Here is an 18710-nt window from a genome sequence, read left to right on the forward strand (position 1 = left end):
AGCAGCATTGCGTGTAATAGTTGTAACGTCGCTTATAAGGATAATAATTTATGACAGAGCCTACTACAGAACAAGCCACGAACTATACGGTTCTATTTGTCGACGACGAGCCGAATATCCTTCGCGCTATCAAGCGTGCGCTGTTCACTATGGACATCACCTTACTGCTTGCTGATAGTGGTGCCAAAGCGTTAGATTTAATGAGTAAACACGATGTTCACGTAGTTATTTCTGACATGAAAATGCCGCAGATGTCAGGTGCGGAATTACTCGAACAGGTCGCTATCAATTATCCCGAGACATTTAGAGTTGTGCTCACTGGCTATGCCGACATTGAGTCAACAATTAAAGCCGTAAACCAAGGCAAGATACACCGTTACCTGCAAAAGCCATGGGACAACCAAGAGCTTATTGCTGTTGTAGAAGAAGGCTTAGAACGCGTTAAGTTAAAGGCGGAAAACCTTCGTCTACAAAAACTAACACGACTGCAAAATAAAAAGCTACGCGACGTAAATGCCTCGCTAGAACAAGTGGTTCAAAAGCGCACGCGCCAGATAAAAGCGGCGCTAAATAAAATCGAAAAACACAACCTTGCAATGGAGCAGGTGCTGTTCAACGTGATAAGCATTAATCCAAACATCAACGGTAAGTTTGCTATTGAGGTGAGTGAGTTAGCGTCGAAACTTGCGCGTATTGCTCGTTTAGAGAAAGACGAAATAAAACAAGTGCGCTATGCCGGCCTTATTTGTGAGCTAGGCCTGCTAGGGCTTGAAACCGAAGATTTCAAAGCGCCATTTTCAAAGCTTAAATATCAACAGCAACAAAATTACTTGTCGCAAACCAAACAGGCGGCACTGATCCTCGCGCCGGCGCACGAGCTGCATCAAGTTTCAGATATCATCGAGTTTCAATTCGAGCACTACAATGGCTCTGGTTTGTATAACAAAGTTGCCAAAGAAATTCCCGCAGGCGCGCGTATTTTAGCGATTGCCCGAGATTATTGGCGCTTGGTAACCGGCAGAATGAGTGGTGTGGAAATGAGCCCTCGCGATGCCAAATTAGAAATGAAAAAGCACCGAAATACCCGCTATGACGGCGAGTTTTTGGACCTTTTACTCGAAGCTGAAGATGTGACAACGTCTAAACTGCTTTCTACATCATTGAAAGCCTCGCAGCTCAAAGCAGGCATGGTACTAGCCCAAAATTTGTATAACGATAGTCACATCCTTATCCTTCCCGAGGGACATGTGTTTAGTGATGCCACCATTCAAAAACTCGTACACTTTGAAGAAGAACGTGGAAAAGCGTTTAGTATTCAAATAGAACCAGAAGAGCTTTCTGCTACTATAAGTGAATAAGCTTTAAAGATTACGTGCTGAAAGCAGGATGAGCGATGCATGAATATGCTTCGCTTTGTCTTAGCCTTTTAATTAGGCTGCACTGTCCCCATTGATAAACTAAATGAAATTCCCTAAAGCAAATCTCGGTCTTTTGATTATTCTTTATGACAAGACCGATAGAGAATGATTTGCTGTGCGAACCTTCCGAAGGCATTTATGCTTATCGTTTACGTTCGCCTAACCGACAAAGAAGGCTTTTTGAATGACACATTTTGATTATATATGTATTGGCGGTGGCAGCGGTGGTATCGCATCTGCAAACCGTGCAGCTAAACATGGAAAGAAGGCCGCCATCATTGAAGCGAAAGATATTGGCGGTACTTGCGTGAACGTTGGCTGCGTGCCTAAAAAAGCCATGTGGTACGGAGCACAGGTGGCTGAAGCGATACATCGCTATGCACCTGAATACGGGTTCGATTTGTCGGTAAATCACTTTAGCTGGGACAGCCTAATTGCCAGCCGCCAGGCTTATATTGAGCGTATTCATGCTTCTTACGACCGCGCTCTTACCGCAAATGACGTTACCTTAATTCGCGGTTTCGCGAAGTTTATCGATAACAACACGGTAGAAGTCAACGGCGAAAAGTACACGGCTGACCATATTACGATTGCTGTAGGCGGCCGCCCAATCATCCCAGATATTGAAGGTGCTGAGTACGGTATTGATTCTGATGGTTTCTTTGCCCTGAAAGAGCAGCCGAAGCGCGCTGTCGTGGTTGGCGCAGGCTACATTGGAGTTGAACTGGCCGGCGTTCTTCACGCCCTTGGTACAGAATCGCATCTGGTAGTTCGCAAACACGCTCCGCTTAGAAATTTCGACCCTATTATTCACGAAACCTTAGTGGATATGATCCACGCTGAAGGTTGCAAATTACACGACCATGCTAGCGTAGAGAAAGTGGAAAAAGCTGACGATGGCGAGCTATCAGTACACTTAACCAATGGCGAAGTGTTAAAAGCTGACTGCTTGATTTGGGCGATTGGCCGTAAACCCTCTACCGACAAAATTGATATTGAAAATACCGACGTTGAACTGAACGACAACGGCACGGTTAAGGTAGATAAATATCAAAACACCACGGCAAAGAATGTCTACGCAGTTGGTGATATTACTGGTGAAGCAGAGCTTACTCCGGTGGCAGTTAAAGCGGGTCGCTTGCTAAGCGAACGCTTATTCAACGGCCAAAAAGACGCTCACATGGATTACTCGCTTATTCCAACCGTTGTGTTTAGTCATCCACCCATTGGCACTATTGGCCTTACAGAGCCAGAAGCTATTGAAGAATACGGTGAAGACAACGTTAAAGTGTACACCTCTAGTTTTGCGTCTATGTACACCGCGGTAACCCGCCATCGTCAAATGACAAAGATGAAGCTTGTATGTACGGGTAAAGACGAAAAAGTGGTAGGCCTTCACGGTATTGGGCACGGCATGGATGAAATTCTGCAAGGCTTCGCCGTTGCCATAAAAATGGGGGCGACTAAAGCTGACTTTGATGCGTGTGTAGCTATTCACCCTACCAGTGCAGAAGAGTTTGTTACGATGACCTAGAGAGACGCGCTCAATTGAGCGCTTTCTCACAAAAGCCGGCATTAGCTTATTAGTTAATACCGGCTTTTTTTATGTGTTTAACTTACTTTTTCTAGATCAACGGGCACGCCATTTAGCACCGCATTTCCCGATAATTCGTCTACCTGTAAATCGTCAGTAAGAATATTGGTGTTTACCCCAGGGTGCTGACTTGCCACAGACAGCTTTATACCTTTTTTGTTGTGCCCCCATCCATGGGGAATTGACACCACGCCGGGCATAATTGCATCTGTGATTTCAGCCTCTATGGTTAGCCGGCCAACCCGCGATTTCACACTTACCTCATCGCCATCTGCAATGCCGTATTTTGCCCCGTCATCAGGGTGAAGCTGCAGCGTACAGCGGTTATTACCTTTCACCATACGAGGGCTGTTATGCAGCCACGAATTATTGGTTTTAATATGCCGGCGCCCTATCAAAACAACGGGCTGATTTTGCGGCGTACCATGGTTCGCTTTTCCAAAGAAATGCGTGTTAACCCTGTCTAAGTCAGACATGAAATAATCAAAGTCTAAGTGAATCTTCTTATCTTCATGGAACAAGGCATGAGGCAAAGACGGTTGTAGCGGCCCCAAGTCGATACCGTGTGGATATGCTTTAAGCGTATCAATCGACAGCCCGCCTTCCGGAATAGCGGTTGCAGTTTCGCTTAATTTTGCCTCAACTTTTTCGCTTTTACTTGCTGCTCGACCATAAAGACCTTCTTGCAACAAATCATCGACCACACCTTTAGGCTGCTTGTCCCAAAGCGCAGCATAGTGTGCGGTGTTTTTTCCGTTTAGCGCATCGAGCCTTTCGGCTAACGAAAGGTATATTTGCCAGTCGCTAAGCTGGTCTTCGTCAATGTCCACCACCGCTTCCGAATACTTAGCGAAATTTCGCACGGCAAAGTTGTGAAAAACAATGTCGTAGTGGTCGCGTTCTAGCGCGGTTACCGGAGGAAGGATCACATCTGCATGTCGGGAGGTTTCGGTAACGTAAAAATCCACCGCAACCATAAAATCGAGTTGAGAAAATGCTTTATCAAGCTGTTCTGCATTTGGCGTAGTGACCACGGGATTACCTGCACCAATTACCATGGCCTTAATTTGTCCTTCCCCCGGGGTTAAGATTTCCTCGGCTAAACACGCTACCGGATACTCACCAGCAAACGCCGGAAGCCCTCTTACGCGAGAAATAAATCCGCCCATGCTGCCCTTGCCTGATACAGGTAATACGTCAGCGGCTGGCTGAGTAAACATCATGCCACCCCGCTTATCTAGGTTTCCGGTGAGCATATTAAAGAGCATGATGAGATACTGAGTGAGCGTACCAAACGCTTGTACGCTAGCCCCCATCCTTCCATAACAAACTGCAGACTCAGCATTGCAGAAGTCCAAAACAAGCTGAGTGATTTGTGAAGCTGTAATACCGGTAAGCTCGCTCACCTTTTGTGGTGAATAATCGCGAACGTATTTTTCGACCGCTTTTATATCCTCGGCATAAGGTAAAATTTCATCCGCCTTGTATAACTGCTTTTCAAACAATACATGCAGCATAGCTAGCAGTAACAGCGCGTCACTGCCTGGACGAATAAAGTGATGTTCACAGCTAATATCGGCAGTTTCGCTGCGTTTAGGGTCGATAACGACGACCTTCCCTCCACGTTTTTGAATGCCCTTTAAACGCTTTTTCACGTTTGGCACGGTCATAATGCTGCCATTGGAGGCCAGCGGATTCCCGCCGATGATCATAAAGTGCTGCGTGTGATCAATGTCAGGAATGGGAATTTGGGAGATATGACCAAACAGTCGTCGACTAACAATATGATGGGGCAACTGGTCAACGGAGGTAGCGGAATAGCGGTTGTGCGACTTGAGGGAACGATAGAAATACGGTCCGAATAATATTGAGCCCATATTGTGCGCATTAGGATTTCCTAAATACACACCTACCGCATTATTGCCGTGGGCCTGCTGGATGTGGTGTAACTTGCTTGCGACCAAATCAAAGGCTTCATCCCACGTAATCTCTTCCCAGGCGCTGTCTTCGCCGTCAATTCGTACCCTTTTTACCGGGCGCTTCAAGCGGTCAGGATCGTCGTACAAGTCTTTTAACGCACTCGCTTTCGGGCAAATATGACCTTGGCTAAAGGGGTTATCTTTATCCCCTTTTATTGACAGTATTTGACGGTCTTTCGTCGCTACCTCAATACCACACATTGCTTCACAAAGCGTACAAGTAGAATAATGCAATTGTTGTTCAGCGTTGCTCACGGTAATTCCTACACAATTCATTGTTAATGAGTTGTTACGAAATTAGCGATTATTGCTGTAATAGACAAGCATCACTGAAAGTGATGGTAAAGAGAAGGCACCTCGCCACAATTAGACGAGGTGCTATTGGTTAGAAAGAGTAAGTCACACCAAGGGTTGCTGTGGTGCCTAATCCTTTAATATTGTAGCCACCGTAAGTATACGACTGAGCGCGCGCAGGATAGTAGTCGCTGTTAAACAGGTTCTCGACACCCATAAACGCATTCCAGTTTTCAGCGAACTGGTACTGTCCACTTAGGTTAACAATATTATAGCTCGATATAGGTCCTTGATCGCCCACATAGTCGCCGTCAGCATTTGGCGAGAAGCGTTTACGATCACCCACATACAGATAGCTAACTGTTAACGATAAAGTGTCTGATGGCTTCCAGTTTACGTTTGCCGTTGCTTTGGGTGGACTAATTTGGCGAGAGCCAAGGTACACATCAGCTTCGGTATTTTTCCCTTCAACGTAACTATATGTGGCTACCACGTTGAGCGTTTCAGAGATTCGATAGTCTACTAAGCCTTCATAACCCCAAATTTCCTGCGGTGCGCGAACAGGCTCATACACACCTGTCACCTCGTTGAAACTATTGGTCGTACCGAGTTCAGATGTACTTCTGTAAGCCGCAACTTCAAGGCGTACTTGGTCGAAAAGAGAGGTGAAGCCCACTTCGTAGTTATCGATGATAGAAGCCTCCGTTTGAATAAGACCAATATCATCTACCGTTGCAGCGCGCAGTAGGCGGCCAATGTCAGCGATATCTGAACCTTGCGAGTAATTGAAGAACGGGCTAAAGCTGTCGCTCCAGTTGTACTTTATCGCAATATTATAAGTAGTGGCGTCGTAATCTATAGTGTCCCCCTTAACTTGAAGAGGAACAGAGCATTGAGTTTCAGAGCGACACAGCTTCAGTGTTTCGTAGTCATCAACCGATAAATCGATACTTTCCCTTCTCACACCTGCCTTTACAATAAGGTCGTCGTGAATTACCCATTTTGTTTGTAAAAAGCCAGCTAAGCTGTCCATTTCCATTTCAGGAACCCACACGCGCCCATCAACCAGCGGTTGTGAGGTAGTGTCTTTTAGCGCGTCGATACCATAGATAAACGTGGCTTCTACGCCATCGAAATCAATGGCAGTATTAAATGTCGCGCGAGCGCCGCGCTTTTCAGAGCGAATAATAGACTGGCCGCCGTCGTAGCCTTCATCGGGGTTAGCTAAGTTAGGCGAAAAGAAGAATACGTTCTCAATATCTTGCGAGTACACATCAAGCGTCATTTCACTGTTTGCAAAGATATTGCTGTCTGTGTATTTCAAGGTGATGTTCTCATTTCCGTCAGGCCCCTGAGGTTTACCGCGTTTTTGCAGAGCTTCAGGTACGTGAATAGCGTAGGTTTTCACGCCTTCGTTGATGTCTCCGGGAACATCTCCCAAATCAGTTTTTTGTTGAGAGCTAAAGTAGTTGTAGCTAAATTGAAGACGCTTTTCTTGGTCGAAGTCGTAACCTAATTTGGTAAAGTAATTCTGTGTTTCAGCGTCTGACAGGCCGTACTGCAAACCTAAGATGTCGCCTTCTGCATCGCGCTGAACGCCGTTTTCCTCGTAACTGGCGGTAACAAGGTAATCGAAATTCTCCACCTTGCCGTTAATCGCAGCTGAAATACGCGCACCGGCTGACTCTTCAAGCTTCACTGCGCTGAAACGTGAAGACAAACTTACTTGGCCCTCATGCGTGTCTTGCGCTGTTGCTTGTTTGGTAATGTAGTTGATAATACCGCCCGACGCTCCATTGCCATAAACAGACGTAGCGCCCTTAATTACCTCAATTCTAGCAAGCGCGCTAGGGTCAATCGTTTTCACACCTAACGAGCCATTTCTAAGCGGCGTGGACTGAGGCACACCGTCAATCATCACAAGCGGAGCTCGTCCGCGCAAAGACTGGCCAGTATTGCTCGAACTACCTGTATCTGGAGCTAAGCCCGGCACCATCTGCGCTAACAAGCTCTGTAACTCGGGATTTACCTTCAGGTGATCTTCAATCTGCTTTCTTGAAATAACGGTGATTGACGCTGGTACTTCATCAATACTTTCAATAACACGGCTTCCAGAAACGATAATACGTTCCATATCCTTTTGGGCATCATTAGCAAAAGAAGGCGCACTAACGGCTAAGGCAATGAGCGTAAGCGATGGTCTAAACATGAAAACTCTTTTAAGAAAATAAGGTTACGAAAGGCGCGTTATACTAAAGGTGTAGAAGAACAATGTAAAGATAATGAAAATTATTCTCATTATCTAAAGTGGCGTTTATACCAAAAGTAAAATCCTGTTATCGTAAAAAACGCAGGGAGTAATGCGATAAATAACCAGATAGATTCAAGCAATGGGCCCGCGAAATCACCAATGTGAAACTTGTATTTGAAGTTCCAAACCTGCGTCGCTACGTTCGCTTTTGATGCATCGTAATAACCCGTTATTTCTCCATTTTGAGGGTTTGTCCAAACCCAGCTGTAGGCGTGAGACTCGCCGGGGTTTTGCATTCTGAAACCTATGTGTTCGCCTGAATTTTTTGGGAAGTAAATGCGAAATAGTGACGCATTGGGAAACACCGCTATGGCGTTTTGATAAGATGTATCGATAGCCACTGAAGCACTACTAGCATCGTGGGATAACGGTTCAGGTACGGGCCTTTTCTCAACTTTTGAAAAAGTAACGGTTTCCACCACCTGCTGCGTAGCGCTATTCCAATTAAACGCCATGCCACTAAAAGCGATGAGTATTAGTGGTATAGCCAAATAAACGCCCAGCACTGTATGAAGTTGATACATGAGAATTCGAAACTTGGCGCGGCGTTTAATCGCAAGGCGTTTTATTCTATTTTTTGGCTTTACCCAAAGGTAAAAACCCACAATTACTTCAAGAAGTAGAACTAAGGCACTAACAGACACCCAATTTCTAAGTGGCCTTTCGTTGTCACCATCTTGATACAACAGCCATCGATGGATAGCCATGGTGAACCCATAAAACGTGCTGTAATAATCGTACCTATGAAGTATTTCGGCAGAGTTGGGGTTTACGCTTACGTATTCGCCATTGTTGAGCTTCCCTTGCCAAGCGAGTTCAGGGTCTGACTCGGGCATTAAAAGCTCGACTTTCTGACCCGTCTCGTCTTCCAGCGCATTCACTATGTAAGAAAGGGGTAAGGGCGATTCGTGAGATTCTATGGTCCACTTCTCTGGTTGGACAAAGGTTTGGATATCTTTTGCATAAATTAGCAATGCACCGGTGATGCTAAGGCAAATAATAAATAACCCACATACCAGCGCTAATAGAAGGTGCAGTCGTCGTACCCAAAGTTTCAAAACAGCGCTCACAAATTGCGAAATAAACGCGAATAGTAACGATTCTCGAAAATTGGTCAATGAAAGTTAAACGCTAAAATCGTGCTTACAATCGCATAAGCTAAATGAATCTATCCTACTTTGCAGTAAGATTAACCTTAGTTTTACAATTCAAGAGTACGTATCTTCATGTTAAGTCATGTACTCTGATGTAGACAAAAAATAAATAACAAGCGGTTGGAAACACAATTATGATAACGACAAAGAAAAGTTTACTGGCCATCACGCTAGTAAGCGCCCTGGGCTTGGGCGTCGCACCTACTTTATACGCCCAAAACGACAGTGAAGAAAAAACAGAATCCGAGCTTGAAACGTGGGAAGTCAGCAACCCACCTTATGCATTAAACGAAGTCACTATCAAAACAAACGAAACCACGTGGTCTAGCTTAGACGTTGCACCAAATGGCGAGTTTATGGTTTTTGACATGCTGGGCGACTTGTACAAAGTGAGCATGAGTGGTGGCGATGCGACCCCGCTGACCCAAGACTTCGCATGGAATATTCACCCTTCAATTTCTCCAGACGGTAAACAGATCGCATTTATCTCGGATAAAGATGGGTTAAGTAACGTATGGGTTATGGACATTGACGGTAGTAATCTTCGTCAGGTAACCAAAGAGAAAAGCAATCTTATCCACTCTCCTAAATGGAGCCCAGACGGCGAATACCTAGTGGTAACCAAAGGCATCATGTCTAGCCGTAGTATTCCTGCGGGCGAGATATGGATGTACCACAAATCAGGTGGTGACGGCCTACAAATTAAAGCTCGTAACAGCGGAAAGCGCGACCAACAAAACATTGCTGACCCTGTATTCTCTCATGACGGCAAGTATATTTACTTTACCGAAAATACGGTTCCGGGCGCCCGCTTTGAATATAACCGCGACCCGTTAGAAGGCATTTTTGCTATCACTCGCTACGACCGCGAAACCGGCGAAGAGAGCCGCTATATTAGCGGTACGGGCGGCGCTGTGGTACCTACGCCTTCACCTGACGGTAAATACATCGCTTTTGTTCGTCGCGTTAAAGATAGAACCGCGCTTTTCATTAAAGACATCAAGACAGGTGTAGAAACACCACTGACGTTAGAACTAGAGCGAGATATGCAGGAAGGCTTTGGCTCGGAAGGTTACTTTGCCTACTTCGACTGGATGCCAGACAGCAGCGAAATCGTATATTGGACAGGCGGTAAGTTCCACACTATTAACGTGAAAGATAAAACCACCAGCACCATGGACGTGACCGTTGAAGGCACGGTGAAATTTGCCGATGCGTTACGCTTTGACGTAGATGTCGCACCTGATGAATTTGACGTTCGCATGATCCGCTGGTCTCAAATGTCGCCCAACGGTAAATCCGTACTCTTCCAAGCGTTAGGTAAACTTTATGTGCGCGACGTTAAATCTGGCAAAATTAAGCGTTTAACGAAACAAAACGACCATGACGAATACTATCCGCGCTTCTCTAACGACGGAAAGTCGATTGTTTATACGACATGGAATGACCAAGACCTAGGCACCGTTCGCGTGGTTTCTGCTCGTGGCGGGAAAGGAAAGGTTGTTACCCAGCAGCCAGGTCACTACATTGAGCCATCGTTCTCTGCCGATGGCGAGAAAGTCGTCTTCCGCAAGTTTACGGGCGGCTACTTACTAGACCCCAAATACTCGGTTGAGCCAGGAATTTACGTAGCAGACCTTGAAAAAGACACTGTAGAAAAAGTCTCTGATGGCGGCTACAACGCGCATTTCGCGGGTAACGACGACCGAGTGTATTTCACCGAATCAGCGGGCGGCGAAGCTTACTACGAAACCCAGCTTTCAAGCGTTAACCTTAAGGGTAACGACAAGCGAACTCACCTTTACGGTGCAGATAAAGTAAGTGAGTACAAACTTTCACACGATAAGAAATGGGTTGCGTTTGTTTACCAGTTCAAAACGTACGTGGCGCCGTTTGTCGAAAATGGCAAGCGCATCACCATAGGCCCGAACATGACCTCACTGCCGGTAACGCAGCTCTCAAGCCGTGCAGGTGAATACTTAACGTGGTCGCCTGACAATAGAACCCTTAGCTGGTTTAACGGCCCTACGCTATTTAGCCGTTCACTCGATGAAGCCTTTGCCTTTGTTGATGGCGCAGCGGAAACGCTGCCTGAGCCGGTAGCTGAAGGTATGGATTTGTCGTTTACCACTAAAGCTGACAAGCCATCTGGTTACAAAGCTTTGGTTGGCGGTAAAGTGGTAACCATGCGCGATGCCGACAACACCCAAGAGGTGATTGAAGATGGCGTTGTGCTGATTAAAGACAACCGCATTGAAGCAGTGGGTAAACGTGGTGATGTGACCATTCCTGATGATGCAATGCAAATAGACACCACGGGGAAAACCATTATTCCAGGGCTTGTTGATGCGCACGCGCACGGCTCGCAGGGCCGCAATGAGATTATTCCTCAGCAAAACTGGAGTCAGTACTCGAATGTGTCGTTCGGCGTAACAACCATTCATGATCCTTCAAACGACACGACAGAAATTTTTGCTGCGGCAGAATTACAGCGTAAAGGCGATATTGTTGCGCCACGTATCTACTCCACCGGCACGATTTTATACGGTGCAGAAGGACTAGGTTACAAAGCTATTATCAACAATTATGAAGATGCCTATTTCCACGTAGAGCGCTTGAAAGAAGCCGGTGCTATTTCAGTGAAAAGCTACAATCAGCCGCGTCGTGACCAGCGTCAGCAAGTGCTGTGGGCAGCAAAAAATCAAGAGATGATGGTAGTGCCTGAAGGAGGCGGTAAGCTTCAGCAGAATCTGACTATGTTGGTAGATGGCCATACGGGTCTTGAGCACAGCATTCCTGTGGAAAAAGGCTACAGCGACGTCACTCAACTGTGGAAAGCCACTGAGTTTGGCTATACGCCGACCTTTGTTGTGTCGTACGGCGGCATGATGGGTGAAGAGTACTGGTACGACAAAACTGAAGTCTGGAAGAACCCGCGTCTTCTTCGTTATACGCCGTCGACGATTCTAGATAGCCGTGCGATCCGCAGACCTACTGCGCCAGAAAATCAGTACAACCACCAAAACGTAGCAAGCTACGCCAAAGAGCTTCGAGATAATGGGGTCAGTGTACATATTGGCGCTCACGGACAACGTGAAGGCTTAGCTGCTCACTGGGAGCTGTGGATCATGGAACAAGGCGGCTTCACGCCTTGGGAAGCGCTACGCGGCGGTACTATTGATGGCGCGAAACACCTAGGTATGGGCAAAGATCTTGGCAGTATCGAAAAAGGTAAACTTGCTGACCTAGTGGTGATTGATGGCGACGTATTAAGCGACATTAGAAAGAGTGAATTCGTAGAATACACTGTACTAAATGGACGCGTATACGAGTCGGCCACCATGAACGAAGTGGGCAGTAAGAAAAAACGCAAGCCGTTCTTCTTTGAACAAGACAATGCCACCTTTATGCCGCAACAAACGGCAGATGATGTGGAAGCGAAAGCGCACCACTATCATTGGGAGCATTAATTCTGCGTCCAAAGGCCTGTAGTAATAAATAGCATACACTAGTAGGCCTTAATTAACCCAACGCTAAAGCCGACGAAAGCTTCCTGTTTCGTCGGCTTTTTATTTTCTGAATATGAAAACTTACCTGTGCATGTTTAAAACTGAGTTTAGTCTTAAGTAAAAGAGTGGTATAACTGCTTTAAGGATGGAGGGTAATATATGAACCACCCCAAATCAGATTAAAAGGACTTATTCGCCATGCAGTATTATTTGCCACTAGCATTACTGCTTAACGCACTCATTTTTGCTTCAGCTGGCGCTCAAACGAGCGAAGCCCCTACCTATTATCAAGATTGCGCCGTTCTCGATTTTGGCGAACAAGATCTATCTACGATGACAGAAGCGGAGAAAATACAAGCGTTAGACGACTCCTTATTTGGCGCGCTAAACCAAAGCGAAGAATGCATGAACGCAGCGGCGCAATCGAGCGCACAAAGCGTAGCTAGCGCGGCGGGTCAAGGTACAGGGCAAGGCGCTGGTGCGGGTAATACCTCGAGCACATCATCTTCGGGGGCAGGCGCTGGGCAGTCTAGCTCACAAAGCAGCACTGAGTCTCAAGAATCATCGACGAATACACAAACAACCACTTCAAGTTCAGATCCTTCAAAACAGTCTGTTGGAGGGCAAGCGAAAGGTGGAAGTTCAGCGGTATGTGACGCCGTAATTGCCGGCTTGCAAGGAGCAACAACTGAGTCTGAAAAGGCGCATTTCCAAGCATTAAAAGAGCAATACGGTTGTAAATAAAAAATCAGAGGAAGGAAAGGATATGTCTTCATTTAAACCCAAGGCCCTGTTTACCGTGGTCGCAACAGCATCGTTTATACTCTTGAGCGGATGTGGCTCAACGCAGACTAATGTCACCAGTGTAGGACCATCTATGGTAGGCCCAGGAGGCGGTCAGGCGTTAGGTGCACAAAAAAACACCTACAACTACAACTCCGAAATTTACATGGATGTTGCCATACCTGTATTTGACCCGGGCTTTCCAACAGAACGTGATGGCACTATCGATTACGATGAAATAGAAGAGGAAGGGATTTGGCCTCAAGTGCGTCGCTTAGAAGCTAACCGCTTTGCGATAGCGACGAAAGAAGCCCTAGGTGAAACCAAATCTTTCGGCAGCATTAACGTAACGCCAGATGCTTCTGCACTTGCCGATGTTTACGTGCTGGGCAAAATTAATTATTCAGATACCGAAACTGTAGAAATTGGCGTGAAAGTGATGGACGCTAAAAACACAGTGTGGGGTGAAGAAGAATTTGAATACCGCGTAAGTGAAGGCTGGTATCGCGATGCCATGTCTCGCGGCGAAAACCCTAACGGCCCAGTTTTCGAGCAAATTGCAAAATTCGTTTATGATTTGCTTATAAAGAAATCCGATGCCTACAAGCAAGAAGTGCAAATGGTGTCAGACCTGCGCTACGCACAAATGTATAGCCCTGAGTCGTTTAGCCAATACCTTACCCAAGGCAGAAGAGGTGAGATTGAGCTAGTAAGTGCGCCTTCAGATAGCGATCCAATGCTTCGTCGCGTGCGCGCCATACAGGCAAAAGATGAACAATTTATTGATAGCCTTCAAGAAACCTATGATTCTTTTTGGGTAACCACTGAAGAGCCATATCGTAAGTACCAGAAAGAGACACTTCCTGAAGCCAAGAAAATCAGAGAACTTGAAGCAGAGCGCACCACACAACAAGTCACGGCAGGGTTATTCGCAGTCGCCTCAGTGCTTTTAGGCTCTAACTCTAGCTCAACGGCTGGTCAAGTAGCCGCGGCAGGTGCTGGTATTGCCGCAATTGGTACACTGAGCGAAGCAATCAAAACTAACAAAGAGCTTCACGCCCAACGGGATCTATTCGATGAAATGGGTCAAAACCTTGATATTCAGGTAGCCGATCAAATTGTTGAAATAGACAATCAACGAATTGAGCTTCAAGGCACAGCAAGCGAACAATACTACCAGCTTCGCGCTCGCCTTAAAGATATCTATGACATGGAATCCACACCAATGACTGCGCTATAAGCCCAGTCGTTGGTGTTATCAAAACCATTAAATAAGATATCTATTCTATTGTTAAGTTAGAGAGTAAAGGGTTACGCATGCCAAGCGTTGAGCAACAAATAGAGCAAAGCAGAGCAAAGAAAAAGGCACTCATAAAAAAGTCACTGCTCGGTTTTTCACTGGTCATGTTGATAGGCGTTGCAGGCGTGCTCCTTATCTCATATATGCCTACTGTCACATCGAACGTTACGGACGCCACGGATGACACAACAGCAGTACCCCAAACCGCAAAAGCTACACCCGCTGTGGAAGTTAATGAAGAAGAACGAAAAGCCCTTCAAATGGCGCTTAGTGAGTCAAAACAAAGTGTAAACGACTTGGTTAGTCGCGTTTCGCACTCCCAGATGTTCCTAGGAAAAGCGAGTGAAGTTGAGCGCAAGTTGAATACCGCGTTTAATGAATATGGCGCATCCAACTACGGCGCAGTTATGAATGCACTGGATGATATAAAGAGCTCAGTTAACACAATAAATACTGACTACGAAAACGCCTACACTCAACCTTATGAAGACGCCCTCCTTGCCTTCAATAACGGAAATGTTTCAAGCGCGTTTAATCTAAACAAAACGTCGTTAACGATAAACCCTGATTTCGAAAAAGCTAACATTTTGCAGCAACGCATTGATGTATTTGACGAGGTGCAAGACGCCTACGAGCAGGCACGCATTGGTAAGGTCGAAAACAACATCAGCAAACAGCGCGAAGCGTACGCAAAAATAGTACAGTTAGATCCTGCCCGTAAGGACGCACAGCAAGCACTTGACGCTATTAACCGGCAATTGCAAGACAGCCGATTTGATACGCTGCTAGCTCAGGCAAATCGAGCTATCGAGCAAGGTGACTACCCTGCTGCCGCAGAATTCCTCAATGACGCCAAAAGCCTAAAAGCTTCAAGCACTGAGCTTGCAACCATTAGTAAAAAGCTCGCGTCTTTAATTGCTTCACAAGAGCAGCAGAAAATTGAAAATCAAGTCGCCTTGTTTGTCAGCGCAGATGAATGGCAAACCGTAAAGCTGCTAGCTAATAAAGGCCTCGCTAACTTTCCAGCCAGCCCTGCTTTACTTGAGGCCAAACAAAATGCCGAAGCTATACTCGATGCAGAAAAAAGGTTGAGCGCTTACCAAAGGCGGCCAGAACGTTTATCGGATAACAACGTCAGAAATCTAGCCCTTAAAGACATTGCGCGAGCAGGTTCACATGCAGAAAAAAGCGCAAAACTGCGTGCCCAAATATCTTCGCTTGAGCAAGTGATCGACAATATCAATCAGCCCCGTTCCGTAACAATAACGTCGGATAACGATACCTATATTAAAGTACTTGGAGTAGGTCTCGTGGGGGAAGTAAAAACAAAAACCATTCAGCTGAAACCTGGTACATATCGCATTGAAGGGAGCCGTGAGGGTTATCGCTCAACCATTCAAGAGATTGTAGTTTCACCGTCAGACACCAACCTATCAGTACATGTTGTATGTACTGAAAAAGTATAAGGACCTATCTAGTGAGCAGTATTGATGACGCCATAGCCAAAGGAAAGAAGCGAAGAAAAGGCGTTGCTATAGCTTCATTAATAGGACTGGCCGCCGTTCTCGTTGTTTATTTTGGCTGGCTGTTTCTTACCAAAGGTTATGCCTTTGCAGTTTCTCCAGAACGTGCAGCACAAAATCCGCAATTTGCTGTTTTAAGTGGTAGTGCGATGTTCATTAGTGACAAGCTTTACGTGTTTGGTAGCCATGCTGAAGTCCAGGTTTCGGCCCCAAAATATCAAGACGCCACGGTTGTTATTAACGACAACTCGCCAAGCACTATTAATGTTACGCTCGTTCCTTTACCGGCAAAAGTCACCCTATCAACCTCCCCTTCGTTGAGTGAAATAACCTGGCATTTAAACGCTGAGAAAGTAGCGGTATCGAGAACCTACGTAACGGAATTAAAAAAGGGCAGCTACAGAGCAAGCGCCAGTCATCCGCATTATGAAACGGGTGAGATCCAATTTGATGCAGATATCGCGCAGGAAATTGAACAAGTTATTTCACTTTCTCCAGTTAAGGGCGCAATTAACATAAACTCAAGCCCTTCTGGTGCCAATGTCTCCCTTGACGGTAAAGATATGGGTGTCACGCCACTTTCTATTAATATGAATGGCGGTAAGTACGAAATTGTCGTGACGAAGTCAGGGCTAGAGCCATTGGAAGACACCATTGAAGTCACTAGCCAACGCCCTAACCCGACAAGAAACTATAACCTTCAACCCCTTCAAGCACAGATAACAGTTTCAACAGACCCTCAGGGCGGCGTACTTACAGTAAATAATAAACCGACTGATACAAGATCTCGTGTGGATGCGAATACGCCACATATCGTCAAGTATGAAAAAACCGGATTTATTTCACAAAGCCAGCGGATCACGCTAGCTCCCGGCGAGAACAAAGCGCTTACGTTCAACCTTCAAGAAGAGCGAGGACAAGTGAATATAAGCGCGTCGTTAAGTGCAAAAGTTTTCATCGACGGTTCGTCTAAAGGTCAAACGCCGCTTAATTTAACGCTTCAAGCTTTACCGCACACAGTAACATTCGAACGTGAAGGATATCGCAGTGTTACCAAGACAATTACACCTAGTGCAAACAAGCCGGTGAAAGTACACGCTGATATGCTTACAGAGTTTGAAGCAAGACGGCGTGAAGGTAAGCCGCTTTTTGCAAATACACTGGGTATTCAACTTTCGCTTGTTACACCCAAGGCCTTCACTATGGGCTCTCCTGCAAACGAAAAGGATCGCCAGCGCAATGAAACACAAAGAGACGTATCTTTTTCGCGTAAATTCTGGATGTCTAATCACGAGATTACTCAGGCGCAGTTCGCCGCGTTCGCAGGGAAAGGCGCTAGCAGCAAGCTACCGATCACGAATGTTTCGTGGAGTGATGCGGTTGCGTTTACAAATTGGCTAAGCGAGAAGGAAGGTTTAACACCGTTTTATGTTGTTCAAAATGGCAGAGTAACTGGTATTGATAAAACCTCGAAAGGCTATCGTTTACCTACGGAAGCCGAGTGGGAATTCGTTGCAAAAATGAATCGCCGAGCATCACCAACAATCTTTGTTTGGGGTAATCAGTTTAGGCTTCGCGATAAACAAGGTAACTTCGCTGATGCATCGCTAAGTGGGAAACAGACCTTCATTTTAAAAGACTACGATGACGGATTTGTCGACAAAGCCCCTGTTGGTTCGTTCAAAGCTGAACGTGGTGGATTCTACGATTTAGATGGCAATGTGCGTGAGTGGGTCCACGATGTTTACCAGAATTCACCATCAAACCAGTCTGGTACTTTTGCCGACTATCTAGGCCCTGTTGGGCAAGGTAAACACGTAGTAAAGGGCGCGTCGTTTCAAACGGGTCGGCTTAAAAATATTCGCGCAAGCGTGCGCAGCGGTGAGACTGAACCTGCTGACGATATAGGCTTTCGCATAGCGAGATACGAGAATTAATATGAAAAAGAAACTGATCATTGCTGCAGTATTGTTGGCCATTGCGGGCACGGCAAGTGCGTACTTTGTATCGTTAGATTCGCCGCAAGACTTTCCAACTAACATTTAACTATCAAGGAATGATGATGAATAAAGAGAATACGTTGTCAATGAACCCCAGCTTTCTTGTAAGTGGTGGGGTCTTTCTATTTATATTTGCCTTGGTACATTTCCTATTTGCGGGCGTCATTCGCCCCGCAGCCGAAAAAGTCATGGCAACAGCTGGCACAGCGTCCCTATCCTCTTTCTGGGTTATTCTTAAAGATATCGAGCAACAGGTTTGTATCTCGCTGATGCTGTTTTGCATTTTCCTAATGGTTTACAAACTTTGGAAGCTGCTGGATGAAGAAGAGATTTACTCACGAGACTTACTGCCTGAGCACAACAAAGATACGCCACTAAATGTAGATAAAGCGTTAGATGAGCTTTCGTCTTCATCTTATAGCGACACCCCCGCATACAGCACGTGGATAAACTGCATTAGACGCTTTAAAAACACACAGAACGTGCAGCATGCTGCCGATGCAATCCACGCTTCGGTAGAGAATATTGCTGCCCAGCTTGAAAGTGGTAATAACGTGATTCGCTACATTATTTGGGCTATCCCTTCGATTGGTTTCGTTGGCACTGTTCGCGGTATTGGCGCAGCCCTTGCGCAAGCAGACGCAGCCCTAGATGGTGATATCGCGGGAATGACGGCTTCGCTAGGCGTTGCGTTCAACTCTACGCTCGTCGCGCTTTTTATATCGCTTATTCTAATGTTGTTAATGCACCTGTTAAATGGTCGCCAAGACACTATGGTAATTCGCACACAAGAGTCTTGTGAACACCACCTTCTGTCACACCTTCACAACTAATTAGGCGAGACA

11 protein-coding genes are annotated in these 18710 nt (G+C 46.0%); 8 read left to right on the forward strand and 3 right to left on the reverse strand.

All coding sequences use genetic code 11. The annotated features are described in order from the left end of the window. The first annotated feature begins 50 nt into the window (after positions 1-50). Both BZA03_RS16400 and gorA read left to right on the forward strand, forming a co-directional pair. Positions 51-1358, forward strand: coding sequence for a response regulator (locus BZA03_RS16400; protein ID WP_110289354.1), 1308 nt, complete (start codon positions 51-53; stop codon positions 1356-1358). A 244-nt stretch (positions 1359-1602) separates the two neighbouring features. After that, on the forward strand, positions 1603-2952 hold the full coding sequence (gene gorA / locus BZA03_RS16405) for a glutathione-disulfide reductase (protein ID WP_039226736.1): 1350 nt from the start codon (positions 1603-1605) through the stop codon (positions 2950-2952). A 77-nt stretch (positions 2953-3029) separates the two neighbouring features. Here gorA and BZA03_RS16410 read toward each other — a convergent pair whose 3' ends face one another. The 3 genes from BZA03_RS16410 to BZA03_RS16420 all read right to left on the reverse strand — a co-directional run bounded on the left by BZA03_RS16410 (position 3030) and on the right by BZA03_RS16420 (position 8714). Further along, positions 3030-5246, reverse strand: coding sequence for a molybdopterin oxidoreductase family protein (locus tag BZA03_RS16410; RefSeq protein WP_110289355.1), 2217 nt, complete (start codon positions 5244-5246; stop codon positions 3030-3032). A gap of 130 nt (positions 5247-5376) precedes the next feature. Further along, complete coding sequence (locus BZA03_RS16415; protein ID WP_014977558.1) at positions 5377-7494, reverse strand: TonB-dependent receptor; 2118 nt, start codon at positions 7492-7494, stop codon at positions 5377-5379. Between the two features lie 89 nt (positions 7495-7583). Beyond that, complete coding sequence (locus tag BZA03_RS16420; protein ID WP_075177837.1) at positions 7584-8714, reverse strand: PepSY domain-containing protein; 1131 nt, start codon at positions 8712-8714, stop codon at positions 7584-7586. Positions 8715-8884: 170 nt separating this feature from the next. On the opposite strand from BZA03_RS16420, the gene BZA03_RS16425 reads away from it, so the two are divergent. The 6 genes from BZA03_RS16425 (at position 8885) to BZA03_RS16450 (ending at position 18698) form a co-directional block, all read left to right on the forward strand. After that, the gene (locus BZA03_RS16425) at positions 8885-12220 is read left to right on the forward strand and encodes an amidohydrolase family protein (protein WP_110289356.1); all 3336 of its coding nucleotides are present in this window, start codon (positions 8885-8887) and stop codon (positions 12218-12220) included. A gap of 237 nt (positions 12221-12457) precedes the next feature. Next, a complete protein-coding gene (locus BZA03_RS16430; RefSeq protein WP_039233996.1) occupies positions 12458-13003 on the forward strand; it encodes a hypothetical protein in 546 nt (181 codons plus the stop codon). A gap of 22 nt (positions 13004-13025) precedes the next feature. Next, positions 13026-14282: a hypothetical protein gene (locus tag BZA03_RS16435; RefSeq protein WP_014950954.1), complete on the forward strand. Its 1257-nt coding sequence runs from the start codon at positions 13026-13028 to the stop codon at positions 14280-14282. A gap of 77 nt (positions 14283-14359) precedes the next feature. Next, entirely contained in the window at positions 14360-15808 is a 1449-nt protein-coding gene (locus BZA03_RS16440; protein WP_110289357.1) for a hypothetical protein, read from the forward strand. Positions 15809-15819: 11 nt separating this feature from the next. After that, on the forward strand, positions 15820-17802 hold the full coding sequence (locus BZA03_RS16445; RefSeq protein ID WP_110289358.1) for an SUMF1/EgtB/PvdO family nonheme iron enzyme: 1983 nt from the start codon (positions 15820-15822) through the stop codon (positions 17800-17802). Positions 17803-17927: 125 nt separating this feature from the next. Beyond that, entirely contained in the window at positions 17928-18698 is a 771-nt protein-coding gene (locus tag BZA03_RS16450) for a MotA/TolQ/ExbB proton channel family protein (RefSeq protein WP_014977564.1), read from the forward strand. The last annotated feature ends 12 nt before the right edge of the window (positions 18699-18710 follow it).

The organism is Alteromonas sp. I10 (genome assembly GCF_003201515.1).
Classification (GTDB): domain Bacteria; phylum Pseudomonadota; class Gammaproteobacteria; order Enterobacterales; family Alteromonadaceae; genus Alteromonas; species Alteromonas macleodii.